This is a genomic window from Butyrivibrio sp. XB500-5 (assembly GCF_003625505.1).
Classification (GTDB): domain Bacteria; phylum Bacillota; class Clostridia; order Lachnospirales; family Lachnospiraceae; genus Butyrivibrio.
In genome coordinates this window covers 13,078-28,332 of record NZ_RAIS01000007.1, presented here as the reverse complement: position 1 = coordinate 28,332, position 15,255 = coordinate 13,078, and the positions used below count along the sequence as shown (strand labels likewise).

Below are 15,255 nucleotides of genomic sequence, written 5' to 3'. Positions count from 1 at the left end.
CTCCGATCAAAACAGTCTCTGTTGAAACCGATTTCAATTTTAATATTACGGAATGAAAAACGTATTGTCAAGATTCCAATGCAAAACGAATCCCCGAAGCGGGGAAAGTGGGGGTGCTCCGGGGATTCAAAATGGGAATTAGGTAAAACGCATATTAATATATATTGTTTTCATTTGCCCATGCATTAAGGGCTCTTTGTTTGGCTTCCATATAATCTTCAAGACCTGCGGCCTTTAAAGCCGTCTCAAGCCTTTCTATTCCCTCTTCGGGTTCGATAAATCCGTGTATAAGCTGTGGTGCGAATTCATCATAGGCTTCCTGCAAGTTTCTGCACTGTGCAGCGTAATTTGTGTTATCCCATGTAAAACCAATGGCCAGGGATCTGCATTCACAGTTATCGTTAAAATCGGAAATTTCCTGACCAAGGTCAGGTGAATCTCCTTTCCAAACATATGCGATATATGGATTGGGCATAAGCCACAACACATTGGGATAGTACTCGGAAGTGTTAGCATCGACACCGTCCGCAAATGTTATGGTACCCTTGTGACTTAACTTATAATCAACACCCTCTTCGCCCCAACATATCAGATTCTCAATATAAGGATCTGTATAAAGAGCGTCAAGAACTTGCATTGCGGCGATGGGGTCTTGAGAGTCCCTGTTAACGCACCAGGGAAAGTTTGATACGGCCGAAGAACTCATAAAGCTCTCTCCCACATCAAAAACAACCATCTCTCTCCCACATTCACCTGAAATCTGAGTCTTATATCCGGGCTTACACGCAGCCATTAAGGACATATAAGCTCCGGACTTGACCTTTGCCGAAGCCGCCTGATTGTTGGTCAGTGCATCCTCGGCAATATACCCCTCATTGTTCCACTCATAAGTTCGCAGACACCACTCCTTGAAAACATCCGATGAAAATACATCCTTGACCACAAGAGAATTCTCAGGATCAAGAAGCGTTCCGAAATAATCTCCCCCGAGATTATCAACCGTACTACCCTGGGTTAAAATATTATCCTGGGTTGCTATCACGTATTTATCGGGATATTTTTCATGGAGCTGTGCGTAAATATCGTTAATTTCAGACCAAGTGGCCTTTGGATAGCCGAGCTCACCCTTAGGGAGTCCGTCTGCGTTATATCCAATGCCGTCAAGGTATTCTTTACCGATACATACGGCACAAGTCTCTATTGCGTAATCTTTGATCGGAGGTGTTCCGTAAAGTGTGCCTCCAATGCGACATGCGTCCAAATATTCATCTCTGACTTTGCTCTTAAGTCCCGCGCAATAATCATCAAACAATCCGTTCTGCTCAAGATCAAGCGCATATCCGTCATTGAAACAAGCATTGTACCCAAGGAAAGCGCTGGTAAAAAGATCAACCTGTCCTTCCGAAGATAAAAGAACCTTCATATCATCGCCGTATTGAGACGAATCAAAGATCCTAAGTTCTACGTCAAGTCCAAGTGTCTCTTCAGTGTGAGCTGAAATCGCAGCACTGATCCTATCTGTACCGACAGGTCTTCCTGTCCAGTCAAAAAATGCCACTACCACCGTTTGATATTCGCCGGTCTGACGAGCCATAGCCTTTCGCTCTGTGATCGCTTTCGCAGCCTTTTCAAAATCAATGTCTGCCACCAAGTCCCCCGACTTGGGAATAACTGCGTCCGACTCATATTCTTCAGCTTCGGAGACAAACTCCATGCCACATCCTGTAAGAAGTGTTGTTAATAAAGCGCCGGTAAGAAGTAATGATGTAAACTTACCTCTCATCTCCACCTCCAAAATAATTAGGTTGATTAAACGATTAACCTAACATATTCTGAATATATTTCATTCGCGCTAAAAAGTCAATATAGTTTACATAATACTGTATAGTATATATAAAAAACGTCTGTTTTACAACAGACGTTTTTGTAAATAATGCACAATTTTTATCGTTTAACCATTACAGACTGCCTCTTGATCATCTTGCAAGGAACTCTCACAAGCTGCTCTGTCTCTTTTCCGTCGAGTTTATCAAGAAGCATGTTCATTGCTGTCCTTCCGATACCTATAAGATCGATCTTGGTCGTCGTAAGTCCCGGCATGAAGTAATCGGATATCACCTGATTATCAAAGCCTACTACGGAAATATCTTTTCCGGCTTGCATATTGTGTTCAAAAAGATATTGATACAGTCCGCCGGCAATCTGATCACTCATACAGAAAACCGCGGTGACTCCCTTTTCAAGGATCTTAGCTGATTCTCTGTATCCAAACTCCTTGCCCCAGCCCGCATAGATAACAAGCTCGGGGTCGTAAAGAATTCCTGCATCGTAAAGAGCTTTCTGATAGCCCAAGATACGAAGCTGCGCATGAAGGTTATCCTGCTCACCCGCAAGAACTCCTATCTTCCTGTGTCCGTGATCTATAAGATACTTAACAACAACTCTTGCCGCATCTTCATCATCAATAACAACGGACGGAACTTTTTTATCCTGAGAATATGCATAAGCAAGCACAGAAGGAATGTTGTATTCACTCGGGAATCTGCTGATATTTCTTGCATGTCCCGCTATGTAGATTATTCCGTCAACTCGGATTGAAGCCATTTCCCGAACAGCCGGCTCCATCACGGAATTACACATGGTCTCATTGTCGAACCATATATCATTCCATCTTGAATAAAAACGGAGATTCTGAACAATGGTCCTATATCCGTTCTCTTCGCATACTTCCATAACACCCTCGATCATCTCGGGTGTTGTAAACTGACCGATATCTTCAGCTATGATACCGATAGTCTGTGTCTTCTGTTTTCTGAGTCCCTGCGCGATATAGTTGAGTTTGTACCCCGTTCTCTCAACCACCGCCATGACTCTCGCCCTGGTCTCTTCACCTACATTCTTTTTCCCGTTAAGAATGTTTGAGACCGTAGCGGTCGATACACCGCACTCTTTTGCGATCTCTTTTATGGTTACCAATTTTCTTTTTTCCTTTCACGACCCCACTAAATACTATCAGCAACCCCTATATGTATTTCGTTTTATTATTTGATCTTTACGCTACCCATTGAACATTCAACTTTGATGTTTCCAAGATCACCGTTCTGGCTTGAAGTGGAAGCTCCATGGGCTTTAACATCTCCGCACTCTATACTTCCCAACTCGGAATTGGCTTCGACATTGTACTTGTTCACATCCTGCGCAAGATCGATCTCAACGTTACCGAGAACTGCTGTGATATCAAGATCAGTGAAATCACCCTCAAGTCTAAGATCTCCCTTAACAACCTCTGCTTTCAGATTGTCTCCCTTTGAGTTATGGATCTCAATCTCACCTGTAGGGACCTCAATATCAAGGTTTTTGGCATTCAATGTGTCAATGTCGAAATCCGCCATAACGGACTCTATTTTAGCGTTATCAAATACCTTTCCGTTAGGAATGGTGACTGTAAGCTTATTTTCATCATGAGCACCTATAGAACTAACAGGGAAATTTCTGTCACCGTTGCTAACAACAAGTGTGTCACCGTCTGATTTGATCACAGGCTTATATTTATCTTTTCCTTTATAATCAACCTTGAAAACATCGCCATCCTTGACCTCAACCTCTACAAGTGCCATTCCGATCTCAATGTTGTCGAAATCTTTATCAAAGACTTCACCCATCTTACTGTCACCGTCATTGTCTGAGCTGAAATTGTAGCTAAAATGCATATTATCTCTGCATGAATTAAGATGTATAACAGATCCCACGATAATGGAAACTACCGTGACGATAGTTAATACGGTAATATATTTTTTCAATTTATTTTATCTCCTTTTATCACTATATGATGTTGAAATAACTCTGTGGATGACCCAAGCAATCGGCCAGATTATCCAAGACTTGTACCAATGGAATGTCAAAAAGCTCCATATGAGGTAAACACATGTTACCGTCTTCCAATAAACAGGCATGATCTTATTGAAGATCTCATTGCCGTAGTCATGCTGTGTCGATCTGACAGAATCATAGTTTCCGGCAACCTTCTTGGCATCATTGAGAGAAAGAAGCTTGTTGTATGCTCCTTCTTTTGCTGTTGAAGCAATGATGAGAAGTACTCCGATGCCAACCATGATAAACAACGCAGCCGGAGCCATATCAGCGCCAAAGAATGACTTGACTGTGAGCTCATCAAGAATGATAACAGGAATAAATGACAAAATAATGCACATAATACCGATAGTCTTCATAACTGCTTTACTGAGTATATTGTTTCTAAGCTCAGTGTATAATGCGTTGGCTGTTGCATATTCAATAATGCATTTGATGTTATCCAAAAAGCTCCATTTTCCCATACGAACAGATGAAAGAATAATGAGAGCCACTCCGATAGCTATACTTACAAAAAAGCCAACAAGTCCCAATGCATTTCCCTCACTACCCGAAAAAAGGATCGGGAACATAGGTGAAATGATGAAAAGCATAACAGCTACACCTACAAAAAGCTTGTGCTGAGAAGCATCAAGCACATAATCCATTGCCTCTTCATCTGTAACGACTCTTGTATCAAGATCCACATTATTATTGACAACACCGCTGATTCCGAGTGTTTCGGCAAGCTCTTCAAGATTACCGAACTCTGAGATGATGATACCTACAGCCTCATTCTCATGCTTACCCTCAGCGATCAATTCTTCATATTTATCTTCCATCATCTGATAAAGCTCATTCTTAGCCTTCAGAACATCCATAGTATTTGGAAGATTCGCAAACATCGTCTCCAAATAGTTTCTTATCGTTTCCATATCACTCGTCTCCTCTGATAAAGTGTTCTACCACTTCTTTGGTAAGCTGCCACTCAGCACATTTATCCTTGTAATATGCCTGCCCAGCCTCTGTTATCTTATAATATGTTCTCTTCTTTCCGTTATCGGCGTTCTGGCTATATGAAATAACATAGCCGTTTTTTTCCATTCTGGTAAAAGCAGAATACAGGGTAGTTTCTTTGATGATATACTTGTCCGAAGTCATCGCCCTTATTCTCTTTGCAATCTCATATCCGTATGAAGGCTCCTCCATCAGTATGTATAAGATCATCGTGTCATTATACCCCCTAATGACATCACTGCTAATTTCTATCATATTATTTATCACTTCCTCTCCTCAGCTGTTTTTTATCATATATAAATCACCTCGTCTATCGTACTATTCCTGTCGTAGTAAAATATACTACGACGAACGAGGTAAGTCAATACTATTTTTAAAAATATTTTTTATTTTCTTATTTTTTTAAATAAAAAGGTGATAACTCCGCATATAACCATCGATACGATGCAGTAAACAAAAGACATTAAAAGAAGCATATTATCGCTTCTCCGGGTACCGATTATCAAAGGCTTAAGCAAATTACCGACTATCGGATCAAGCAAATATATTCCGAAAGTAAGTCCTCCGACAAGTTTAATGAAACCACCGATATTACCCGTCTCTTCACCGGCTCTTTTACCCATGATGAGTTTGATAAACATAAAGATTCCGATTGCCATCAGGAAATCAAAACCGCGATATACATTATCAAGTCCCGCGATCCACGTAAGGAAGATCTCAAGCACGTTTGCTCCCATGAACAACAGGATAAAAGAGATCGCTTTAAGCTTATCCGTTTTCTCTTTTTCCAAAAGTCTGTCAAGACCAAAGCCCACAATAGGGTAAAATACGCAGTCAACGGTAAAGATGACCGGATTAAAATCTTCGGCGATATAGATATTGGAATCCATGATGACATTAAGGAACAGGAATATCATGGGTATGATCCCCGTTATCAATGTCCTTGCGATTATGATATAGATCACATCACGCATAGAAAGCCTTGCCGCGATGGATCTTAGGAACGGAAGCATAAGAAGTATTCCGATATATGCATACAGATACCAGTACGGTCCGGCTCCGTCTACCTTGGCCGTCGCAAAACTTCTTATGAATCCGGGAACATATATGTGTCCCTGATTGCAGAAGTTGGCAACTATGCTAAATAACAGGAGAATTCCGAAAGTTTTGACAGTTTTTTTAAAGACATAATTGTAATCTCTGTCCTTATTAAGAAGCAGACTTCCGGTTATCATAAAGAATAGCGGGACGTTGATCTTGACCAGCATCCCGATAAAAAGATTCCCGATCAGTTCAAAAGTTATATAATCTTTGTCATACACAAAGCAGTTAATGTATCCTGCCGTGTGATTCAGTATTACCAAAAAACAAGCAATAATCCTTAACAGTTCAAGATGTATCAGCTTATTGTCCTGCTTGTTCGCGCTCTCCAACGGCACCTTAAGTAAATCCCCTTTCGCAAAAAAAAATCATACTGTTAAAAGCCCATGTAGAGCCCCGGAATATCCTCTTCCCTCAGGTGAAGTCTGTCCGATCCGTCCTCGGAATCGGCAGTTTCCATCTTAACAACGTTGACGTATCCGTCATTTATCATATCAACCATGTACACAACTATGGTGGGATCAAACTGATTGCCGGATCCCTTCTGAATCTCCTCGATTATCTCATCCTTGTTGAGATGTCTTCTGTATACACGGTTACTGGACATAGCATCGTAAGAATCCGCAACTCCGACTATTCTTGCATAAAGAGGAATCTCATTTCCTCTAAGTCCCTCGGGATATCCAAGTCCGTCATAGCGCTCATGATGATAAAGAGCTGTTTCGCGAACTCCCGGAATCGAGAGCTGCTTGAGCATATTGCCGCCCGCAACCGTATGGTTACGAATGGCTGCCATCTCTTCATCCGTAAGCTTTCCCGGCTTATTAAGAACGGCATCGGGGATACTTATCTTACCTGCATCATGCAAAAGACCTGCATAATATACGTTCTGTATCTCATTCTCCGGAAGATGCATTCTCTTTGCGATCTCAGCCGCGTACATTGCTACACGTCTTGAATGGCCCCTTGTATACGGGTCCTTGGCATCGATGAAGCTTATGAATGTATTCATCGACTGAAGGATGATCTTGATATCTGTCTTTTGCTTCTCACGGTAGCTTCTCGAATTGAGTCTTGCTACCATGAAGCCTACAAACACCGCTCCCCATATTATCAAAAGAACTATTATAAGGCGGCTCGCGGTAGTTGCTCCTGGAGGCACGGTCTTGAAGCCTCTGAGCATGAGTGCTGAAGGCATATATGCTCTTCTTGTATGGATAGTAAAACCAAAGCTTACACTTCCTCCGGCGCTGATCGTCATGTTGTAGTTGACGGGCGTGATAACAAGATCTTCTCTGTCATCGCGTGCAAGTTCAACATTCCAAACATCCGTAACCGAAGAACCTCTGGGCATGGCCAAAAAGATATTCCAATTCTCAAGGTCATTGGTTCCCAGATTATTTATCACAAATTCATATTGAGTTGCATATGTATTGGCTGTTCTTACACTTGAAACTTTCTTGACATTAGCATAGAATTCGTCGGAAAGTCTTGAACCGTTAAGACCGATCCTACATCTGTAGATCGATGATAAGTTGTTCCTCATAACAATTCTTTCGACCAATACCCCCGTCAAAAGCATTGCCAATACGGAAAAAAGTATAAGAAAAGTATTAGCTGTTTTATCCAGTCTTATATTCAATTCAATACCCTCATACTGTAAAATATCCTTTTTTAATTATACATAAAACACCGCACATTTTAAATAATGTGCGGTGTTCATATTAGATATTTTTATTATTTTATCTCTGGATTCTTCCGGATCCGTCTCCGCCGGCGAGCTTGTTGACTTCATCAACGGTAACAAGGTTGAAGTCACCTTCGATAGTATGCTTAAGCGCTGATGCCGCAACCGCAAACTCGATGGTAGCCTGAGGATCGAAACCGTTAACACAGCTGTAGATAAGTCCGCCTCCGAATGAATCTCCGCCGCCTACACGGTCTACGATTCGAAGTGCATACTTCTTGGAGAAGTAAGCCTGTCCGTCTGTATAGAGCATTGCGCTCCAGTTATTGTCATTGGCTGAGATAGACTCACGAAGTGTGATGGCAACCTTCTTAAATCCGAATCTCTCGGTAAGTTTCTGAGCAACTTCGATATAGCCTTCTCTGTTGAGCTTACCTGTTGTAACGTCTGTTGAAGAAGCCTTGATTCCGAATACGTCATCCGCATCCTCTTCGTTGGCAATGCAAACGTCAACATATTTGCAGATCTCGCCCATAACCTTTCCGGCCTTCTCCTTGCTCCAGAGCTTTCCTCTGTAGTTAAGGTCGCAAGAAACCATGAGTCCGTGCTCTTTAGCCTTCTTGGCAGCCTCAAGTGTGATCTCTGCAAGAGAATCGCTTACAGCGGGAGTGATACCTGTGAAGTGGAACCACTCTGCTCCCTCGAAGATCTCATCCCAGTTAAAGTCGGCGGGAACTGCCTCAGCGATAGCTGAATGTGCTCTGTCATAGATGCACTTGGAACCTCTCTGTGAAGCACCTTTCTCATTGAAGTAGATACCTACTCTGTCTCCGCCTCTTGTGATCTTTGATGTATCAACACCGTATTTGCGAAGTGAGTTGACAGCTGCCTGTCCAATCTCATGTGTGGGAAGCTTGGTAACGTATACGGAATCAAGTCCGTAGTTTGCAAGAGAAACAGATACGTTAGCCTCTCCGCCTCCGAAGGTAGCCTCAAGATGATCTACCTGTACGAATCTTAAATAATTGTCGGGCTGCAAACGCAGCATGATCTCACCGAAAGTAACAACTTTTTTTGCCATGATTATTTATCCTCTCTATCAGTTTTTTACAAGATGAACAGCAAAGCCACCAAACTCGTCCGCAAGGTATGCAACCTTGAGATGATTGTCGGCGTCATATGCAAATGATGACTCATCGAATTTAACGCCCTGCTTACCAAGGTGATAAACCGCTCTGTCAACGTTATTGGTTCCGATAGCAATATGTCCGTTTGCTCCTCTGCCCTTAGCCTTCATAACTTCTACAACGCTTCCTGCGAAGATTGAAGAATTGCCGACTTTCTTGGTGAATCCAAAGAGAGAATCAAACTTATCGGCTGTAGCTTCTGCCGCTGCCGCATCGCTCTCGTTGATTCCGATGTGCTTCATTGTGAATCCGAGCATTGCATTAACAGCGTCTCTGGTCATAGCTTCGATCTCATCAAACTTTCCTGCAGAGATGAGATCTTTTTTAACCATCCAGCTACCACCGCAGCATAATACCTTATTGAATCCAAGGTAATCATTCAAGTTGTTCTTATTTATACCGCCTGTAGGCATGAAATGCATCTTAGTATAAGGTGCTGCCATAGCCTTGATCTTGGCGATTCCGCCATTCTGCTCGGCAGGGAAAAACTTTACGCAGTCAAGTCCAAGCTCGATAGCCTGCTCAACTTCACCGGGAGTTGCCGTTCCGGGAACGACCGGTACTCCTATGCTCTTGATATACTCAACATTTGATCTGTTGAATCCGGGGCTTACGATAAACTTAGCTCCGGCTGCCTTGGCTCTGTCTGCCTGCTCTGCATTAAGCACGGTTCCTGCACCAACGATCATCTCGGGGAACTCCTTTGAAATGATCTTGATCGCTTCCTCGGCCGCATCGGTACGGAATGTAACCTCAGCTGCGGGAAGACCGCCCTTAATAAGTGCCTCTGCAAGAGGTGCCGCGTCTTTGGCATCATCAATTGCAATTACGGGTACGATACCAATTTTGTAAAGTTCTTCGCAAATCTTATCCATTTTAATGCCTTTCTTATTACTTAATTTATTTAATCCTCAAGCTTACTCGGATCAAGATTGCTTGGATCTTGTCCTATGTAAGCAGTGATACCTCCGTCAATGTAGACTACCTGTCCATTGATAAAATCAGAAGCCGGGGATGCAAGGAATACGGCAAGTCCCATGAGGTCCTCCGTCTTGCCCCATCTCTGCGCAGGTGTCTTGGAACGAATAAATCTGTCAAAGGGATGCATCGATCCGTCGGGCTGTTTCTCACGAAGAGGAGCCGTCTGAGGAGTTGCGATATATCCGGGCCCGATGGCGTTACACTGAATATTGTACTGTCCGTACTCGGAGCAGATATTCCTTGTAAGCATCTTAAGTCCGCCCTTTGCTGCAGCATAAGCGGATACTGTCTCACGTCCAAACTCCGACATCATGGAGCAGGCGTTGATGATCTTGCCACTTCCTTTTTTAATCATGGAAGGAAGCACTGCCTTGGAGCAGATGAACGGTCCCGTAAGGTCTACGTCTATAACCTGATTCCACTGTTCCACAGTCATTTCGATCATCGGAATTCTCTTGATGATACCCGCATTGTTTACAAGTATATCAATTGTTCCGACTTTTTGCTCTACCTTAGCCACAAAATCCTTGACCTGTTTCTCATCTGTGACATCGCACACTTCGCCGAAAGCCTCGATACCAAGCTTTTGGTATTCAGCCATTCCCTTGTCCACAAGTTCCTTGCTGATATCGTTAAAAACGATCGTGGCTCCGCTCTGTGCAAATGCTGTCGCATATGCAAGTCCAAGTCCGTATGAAGCACCTGTTACCCACGCAACCTTGCCCTCAAGTGAAAAATTCTTTAAAAAGTCCTGCATTTCCATAACCTCCTAATATCATCAAATACTATGCGCTTACTGTTACGGCGGATCACATCAGATCTTTCATGGCTACATCGTCCATGTCGTCAAAGTCCTGATTTTCTCCGACCATTCCCCAGATAAAAGTGTAGGCCTGAGAACCGCATCCTGAGTGGATAGACCAGCTTGGACTGATAACAGCCTGCTCATTGCGCATGACAATGTGGCGTGTCTCATTAGGTTCACCCATGAAGTGCATAACGATCGCATCATCAGGAATATCAAAATAGAGATAAACCTCCATTCGCCTGTCATGTGTGTGACAAGGCATTGTATTCCATACACTTCCGGGCTTAAGCTCGGTCATTCCCATCTCGAGCTGGCAGGTCTCTACCTGTCCGGGTAATATGTATTTGTTGATAACTCGGTGATTGGAACCTTCAAGGCTTCCCAATTCCTTTTTATTCTCATCCTTAATGATGACAACATCTTCCGAAGGAGTACCTTCTCTTTTGATGAGCACCGTAGGATAAGTCTTGTGAGCGGGTGCGCTGTTGATATAGAATTTGGCAGGTTTCTGAGAATCCTTGCTGGCAAAAGAAATATCTTTTGACCCCATTCCTATATACATACCCTGCTTATAGTCAACCTCGTACTTCTTGCCGTCGATCGTGATCACGCCTGCTCCGCCGATATTGATGACACCCATCTCGCGTCTCTGTAAAAAATACTCCGCTCTGAGTTCATCACCTGCGGTAAGTTTAAGTTCCTTGGTTGCAGGAACCGCCGATCCGGTTATGATCCTGTCGATATGGCTGTATACGAGTTTGATCTCGTCCGGCTTAAAAAGGTCGTCGATCAAAAATTCCCGGCGAAGTCTCTGAGTATCATAGTGTTTCTCATCCATAGGTGAACAAGCTGTTCTAAGTTCCATATACCCTCCGTTCCATTGCATAGCAATAATTACAATCTGATATATGTAATGATACTAGATAAATTTTTCCGTGTCAGTTCAATTTCATTATAAAAACTTGCAAATCTTGACCTGTGTAAGCCCTTTCATACGGTAATATCATAACATAGCCAAAAATGTTTTGTATTGCAAAAGTTGTAGTGTGCAACATTTTGTCATCCTCCGTTGTTTATAAGGTATAGCGGCATAATAATCACACCAAAATGCTGCACGGAGGGATACATTATGAAAAAGAAAATTAAGAAGGGATTTAATGTAACGCTGGCAATGACGCTGGCAGCAACTATGTTGGCAGGATGCGGCGGCTCAAAAAACACTGCCCCCGCAGCTCAAGAAGCGGAATATTCATCGGATCCATCTGCCGAATATGCACCGAGCCCAAGTAGCGATCCTTCACTGAAGGTAGCATCAAGCGGTGAAAAATCCGCACAGAAATCCACTAAAAATGCTCAGTCTGACATGTCAGCCGGAAACTACGAAGAGGCGGCAACGGAGGGCGAAGAATACATGTACTATCCGCCCGAAAATACGGAGACCTATGAAAAACCCGATGAAAACGGAGCGACACTTGTAAGCGTCAATCCTCTTTCCACTTTTGCAATGGACGTCGACACAGCTTCATATTCTAATGTAAGAAGAATGATCGAGGATGGATATTCAAGGGAAGATATCCCCACAAGCGCGGTAAGACCGGAGGAATTCATAAACTATTTTTCCTATGATCTTAACTCTCCCAATAAAGGCGAAGCGTTCGGAATAACAACAGAACTCGCCGACTGCCCTTGGAATAAGGATCATAAGATCATGTTTGTCGGACTTAAGACATCTGACATGAACAGCGAAGAGCTTCCCGAGGGCAATCTTGTCTTCCTTATCGATGTATCGGGATCAATGAGTTCCGATGATAAGCTTCCTCTTTTAAAAAAGAGTCTTAATGAGCTTGTCGACAACTACACAGGCGAAGGAACGATCTCCATTGTAACTTATTCCGGAGAAGAAAAAGTTCTGCTTGAAGGCGAGAACCTTTCGGAAAAGAAAAAGATAAAGAAGGCGATCAATTCTCTTTCAGCAAGCGGCTCTACAAACGGTGAGAGCGGCATGAAAAAAGCTTATGAGATCGCAGCCGAAAATTATATCGATGGCGGCGTAAACAGAGTCATCATGGCTACAGACGGAGACCTAAACGTTGGAATATCGGATCCCGACGAACTTGAGAACTTTATTAAAACAAAAAAAGATACCGGTGTATTCTTATCAGTACTCGGCTTTGGTACCGGTAACTTTAAGGATGCAAGCATGCAGAGGCTCGCAGACTGCGGAAACGGCAACTACTCATACATAGATTCTATGATGGAAGCCAAAAAGGTTCTCGTTGACGAAATGACTTCAACAATGGTCACCGTAGCAAAAGATGCCAAGATACAGGTTGAGTTTAATCCCAATAAGGTTAACAGCTACAGACTCATCGGATATGAAAACAGACAGATGGACGCCGCAGATTTTAACGACGATCAAAAGGACGGCGGAGAAGTCGGCGCAGGTCACAGCGTTATCGCTCTTTACGAGATCACAACCGCAGACAGCGAAAAAGCTGTAAACCTTAAGTATCAGAACAATGAAGAAAAAGAATACGGCAATGAGTATGCAACGGTAAACGTCAGATACAAAGAGCCCGAAGCTGATGAGTCCAAGCTTTCAAGCTACACCGTTACAGATGAAGATGCAAAAGAAAAAATGAGCGACAACATGAAATTTGCTCAGATCGTTGCAGAGTTTTCTCTCATTCTTTCAGACAGTGATTACAAGAAAGATGCAAGCTACAAGCATATTACAGACACATATTCCGAGATTGGATCTAAAGACGAATATAAGGATGAATTTATTCAGCTTGTAAGAATGGTGGAAAAAAGAGACCTATAAATGTTATAATACCCGTGTTAAAGTCTAAAATACAGATTAGTTGGGGATTAACATGGGTAAAAATCGCGATCGAGCGGCAATTCTTTTGGAAAAATACGGCAATGCCATACTAAGAACGGCGTATTCCTATCTTCACAACATGGAAGATGCGGAAGATATTTTGCAAGATACGCTTATACAATATCTGAAATCAGACTCGGATTATAATGATGAGTCGCATGAAAAGGCATGGCTACTCAGGGTTGCCATCAACTTAAGCAAAAACAAAATAAAGTACAACAAACTAAGAGAAACCGACGAACTGATGGAGGGCCTGGTTTCCGAGGAAAAGGAGGAACTTTCTTTTGTCTGGGAAGCAGTTAAATCTCTTCCCGAGAAGTATGCCGAAGTTGTACACCTATACTATCAGGAAGGCTACTCCACCGTCGACATCGCGGCAATCTTAGAAAGAAAAGAATCCACCATAAGATCAGATCTGAAAAGAGCCAGAGAAAAACTCAAAAAAATTTTGAAGGAGGAATATGACTTTGGGTAAATACAATGATCTAATGAATAATATTGTCGTTACTGAAGACATGAAAAATCGAATCCTTCAAAATATTGAGGATGAACTTGATGGTAACACAGATACAAAAAGTAACGACAAGGAAAAAGTATCAAGTACGGACAAAAAAGAAAAAATAAGTTTCTTCCACACTCAGACGTACAAAACATGGCTTAGCGTAGCCGCAGCGGTGCTTATCGTCACGGCATCGGGTATCGCGATCAAAACCGTTATCGGTGACGGCTACAGACGTCATGATTCCGCTGCAATGAGTGAAGGTGCTGTCGGAAACATGACTCCTGCTCAGGAAGCATTTGAAGCGCCGGAGGGAGCGGCTGAAGCTGCCGCCGAAGAAGCATATGAAGTTCCCGCCGAGGAGACATATGAAACGGAGGCGGCTGCTGAAGACCCTGTTCACAAGCAGGAAATCAAAAGTTCAAAAGACGCCGCACCTACAGACAGTAAAAAAGATGCTGACAAAGAAACCGGCAACGAACCTTCTGTTTTCAAGGTAACCGGTCAAGAAGCAGACTACGTTAAATTAACAGGCGACGAAGCGGAGTATTCTGTTGTAGAGGAAACACAGATAGGCGATTTCACCGTTATTATCAGAGGAAACGGCGATATGTTTAGCAGCGCAATGTGGTATGACGGCTCAGAGACATTCGCGGTATATTACGACGAGCCCGTTTCAAAGGAAGTTCTTACAGAAGCGGTCGAGGATGTAATTGCCAAGAACTAAATAAAGTGAACTTAAATAAGATAATAAAAAAGATTCTGTTTCCGGTTTTTCGGGTACAGAATCTTTTTTAATCTGTCGTATTGGGAATAGTTCCCAATAAATGTTTTAGGCTGTGAGCAGGACTGTAAGCCGGGTTATGTCGTGGATGATCATCTATCTAGGGCTGCCGTCACCGACAGTCTCAAGCGACCCACCTGAAAGCGAGCCGGGCCGACTCATTGCTTTCTATTCGGTCTTGCTTCGGATGAGGTTTACATGGCTACCGGTGTTACCACCGGCACGGTAGTCTCTTACACTGCCTTTCCACCCTTACCAAGCATAGCTTGGCGGTACATTTCTGTTGCACTATCTCGGGAGTTGCCTCCGCCAGACGTTATCTGGCATCCTGCCCTGCGAAGCCCGGACTTTCCTCTCCCATGCCCTTTCGTATGCATGGCAGCGATCATCTATCCTGCTCGTATTATCTCGGTCAATAATATATTATATTATTATGAAAGTACCTAACTAATTTAAGC

General features: G+C 43.0%; 14 protein-coding genes and 1 other RNA gene. 3 read left to right on the top strand and 12 right to left on the bottom strand.

All coding sequences use genetic code 11. The features are described from left to right. Positions 1-154 precede the first annotated feature (154 nt). The 11 genes from D6856_RS12340 to kduI form a co-directional block, all read right to left on the bottom strand. Positions 155-1,783: an ABC transporter substrate-binding protein gene (locus tag D6856_RS12340; protein ID WP_120687140.1), complete on the bottom strand. Its 1,629-nt coding sequence runs from the start codon at positions 1,781-1,783 to the stop codon at positions 155-157. Between the two features lie 161 nt (positions 1,784-1,944). Beyond that, positions 1,945-2,976, bottom strand: coding sequence for a LacI family DNA-binding transcriptional regulator (locus D6856_RS12335; protein ID WP_120687139.1), 1,032 nt, complete (start codon positions 2,974-2,976; stop codon positions 1,945-1,947). A gap of 65 nt (positions 2,977-3,041) precedes the next feature. Continuing rightward, on the bottom strand, positions 3,042-3,800 hold the full coding sequence (locus D6856_RS12330; RefSeq protein WP_120687138.1) for a DUF4097 family beta strand repeat-containing protein: 759 nt from the start codon (positions 3,798-3,800) through the stop codon (positions 3,042-3,044). Between the two features lie 6 nt (positions 3,801-3,806). Further along, positions 3,807-4,784, bottom strand: a complete 978-nt coding sequence (locus tag D6856_RS12325) for a permease prefix domain 1-containing protein (protein WP_120687137.1) — start codon at positions 4,782-4,784, stop codon at positions 3,807-3,809. Position 4,785: 1 nt separating this feature from the next. After that, the gene (locus D6856_RS12320; protein WP_092244700.1) at positions 4,786-5,121 is read right to left on the bottom strand and encodes a PadR family transcriptional regulator; all 336 of its coding nucleotides are present in this window, start codon (positions 5,119-5,121) and stop codon (positions 4,786-4,788) included. Between the two features lie 131 nt (positions 5,122-5,252). Next, positions 5,253-6,305 carry an acyltransferase gene (locus tag D6856_RS12315; protein WP_120687136.1) on the bottom strand — a complete coding sequence of 351 codons (1,053 nt, stop codon included), beginning with the start codon at positions 6,303-6,305 and terminating at the stop codon, positions 5,253-5,255. Between the two features lie 38 nt (positions 6,306-6,343). After that, positions 6,344-7,609, bottom strand: a complete 1,266-nt coding sequence (locus tag D6856_RS12310) for an HD domain-containing phosphohydrolase (RefSeq protein WP_120687135.1) — start codon at positions 7,607-7,609, stop codon at positions 6,344-6,346. A 100-nt stretch (positions 7,610-7,709) separates the two neighbouring features. Next, positions 7,710-8,735, bottom strand: coding sequence for a sugar kinase (locus D6856_RS12305; protein ID WP_120687134.1), 1,026 nt, complete (start codon positions 8,733-8,735; stop codon positions 7,710-7,712). 18 nt (positions 8,736-8,753) lie between these two features. Beyond that, positions 8,754-9,716: a bifunctional 4-hydroxy-2-oxoglutarate aldolase/2-dehydro-3-deoxy-phosphogluconate aldolase gene (locus D6856_RS12300; RefSeq protein ID WP_120687133.1), complete on the bottom strand. Its 963-nt coding sequence runs from the start codon at positions 9,714-9,716 to the stop codon at positions 8,754-8,756. A gap of 29 nt (positions 9,717-9,745) precedes the next feature. Next, on the bottom strand, positions 9,746-10,579 hold the full coding sequence (locus tag D6856_RS12295; RefSeq protein WP_199704162.1) for a gluconate 5-dehydrogenase: 834 nt from the start codon (positions 10,577-10,579) through the stop codon (positions 9,746-9,748). Between the two features lie 52 nt (positions 10,580-10,631). Further along, complete coding sequence (gene kduI / locus D6856_RS12290) at positions 10,632-11,495, bottom strand: 5-dehydro-4-deoxy-D-glucuronate isomerase (RefSeq protein ID WP_092244683.1); 864 nt, start codon at positions 11,493-11,495, stop codon at positions 10,632-10,634. A 264-nt stretch (positions 11,496-11,759) separates the two neighbouring features. On the opposite strand from kduI, the gene D6856_RS12285 reads away from it, so the two are divergent. The 3 genes from D6856_RS12285 to D6856_RS12275 are packed head-to-tail and all read left to right on the top strand — an operon-like array spanning position 11,760 to position 14,740. Continuing rightward, positions 11,760-13,454, top strand: coding sequence for a vWA domain-containing protein (locus D6856_RS12285; RefSeq protein ID WP_120687131.1), 1,695 nt, complete (start codon positions 11,760-11,762; stop codon positions 13,452-13,454). 52 nt (positions 13,455-13,506) lie between these two features. Continuing rightward, positions 13,507-13,989 carry an RNA polymerase sigma factor gene (locus tag D6856_RS12280; protein ID WP_120687130.1) on the top strand — a complete coding sequence of 161 codons (483 nt, stop codon included), beginning with the start codon at positions 13,507-13,509 and terminating at the stop codon, positions 13,987-13,989. Next, a complete protein-coding gene (locus tag D6856_RS12275) occupies positions 13,982-14,740 on the top strand; it encodes a hypothetical protein (RefSeq protein WP_147367841.1) in 759 nt (252 codons plus the stop codon). Before D6856_RS12280 ends, D6856_RS12275 begins: the two co-directional genes overlap by 8 nt. 109 nt (positions 14,741-14,849) lie before the next feature. On the opposite strand, the gene rnpB is transcribed toward D6856_RS12275, so the two are convergent. Next, positions 14,850-15,198, bottom strand: an RNA gene (gene rnpB / locus D6856_RS12270) — RNase P RNA component class A. Between the last annotated feature and the right edge of the window lie 57 nt (positions 15,199-15,255).

Excerpts from the sequence above, each read along its gene's own strand:
- D6856_RS12340 (WP_120687140.1), bottom strand. The coding sequence starts at position 1,783 with ATGAGAGGTAAGTTTACATCATTACTTCTTACCGGCGCTTTATTAACA.
- D6856_RS12325 (WP_120687137.1), bottom strand. The coding sequence starts at position 4,784 with ATGGAAACGATAAGAAACTATTTGGAGACGATGTTTGCGAATCTTCCA.
- D6856_RS12320 (WP_092244700.1), bottom strand. The coding sequence starts at position 5,121 with ATGATAGAAATTAGCAGTGATGTCATTAGGGGGTATAATGACACGATG.
- D6856_RS12305 (WP_120687134.1), bottom strand. The coding sequence starts at position 8,735 with ATGGCAAAAAAAGTTGTTACTTTCGGTGAGATCATGCTGCGTTTGCAG.
- D6856_RS12300 (WP_120687133.1), bottom strand. The coding sequence starts at position 9,716 with ATGGATAAGATTTGCGAAGAACTTTACAAAATTGGTATCGTACCCGTA.
- D6856_RS12295 (WP_199704162.1), bottom strand. The coding sequence starts at position 10,579 with ATGCAGGACTTTTTAAAGAATTTTTCACTTGAGGGCAAGGTTGCGTGG.
- kduI (WP_092244683.1), bottom strand. The coding sequence starts at position 11,495 with ATGGAACTTAGAACAGCTTGTTCACCTATGGATGAGAAACACTATGAT.
- D6856_RS12285 (WP_120687131.1), top strand. The coding sequence starts at position 11,760 with ATGAAAAAGAAAATTAAGAAGGGATTTAATGTAACGCTGGCAATGACG.
- D6856_RS12280 (WP_120687130.1), top strand. The coding sequence starts at position 13,507 with ATGGGTAAAAATCGCGATCGAGCGGCAATTCTTTTGGAAAAATACGGC.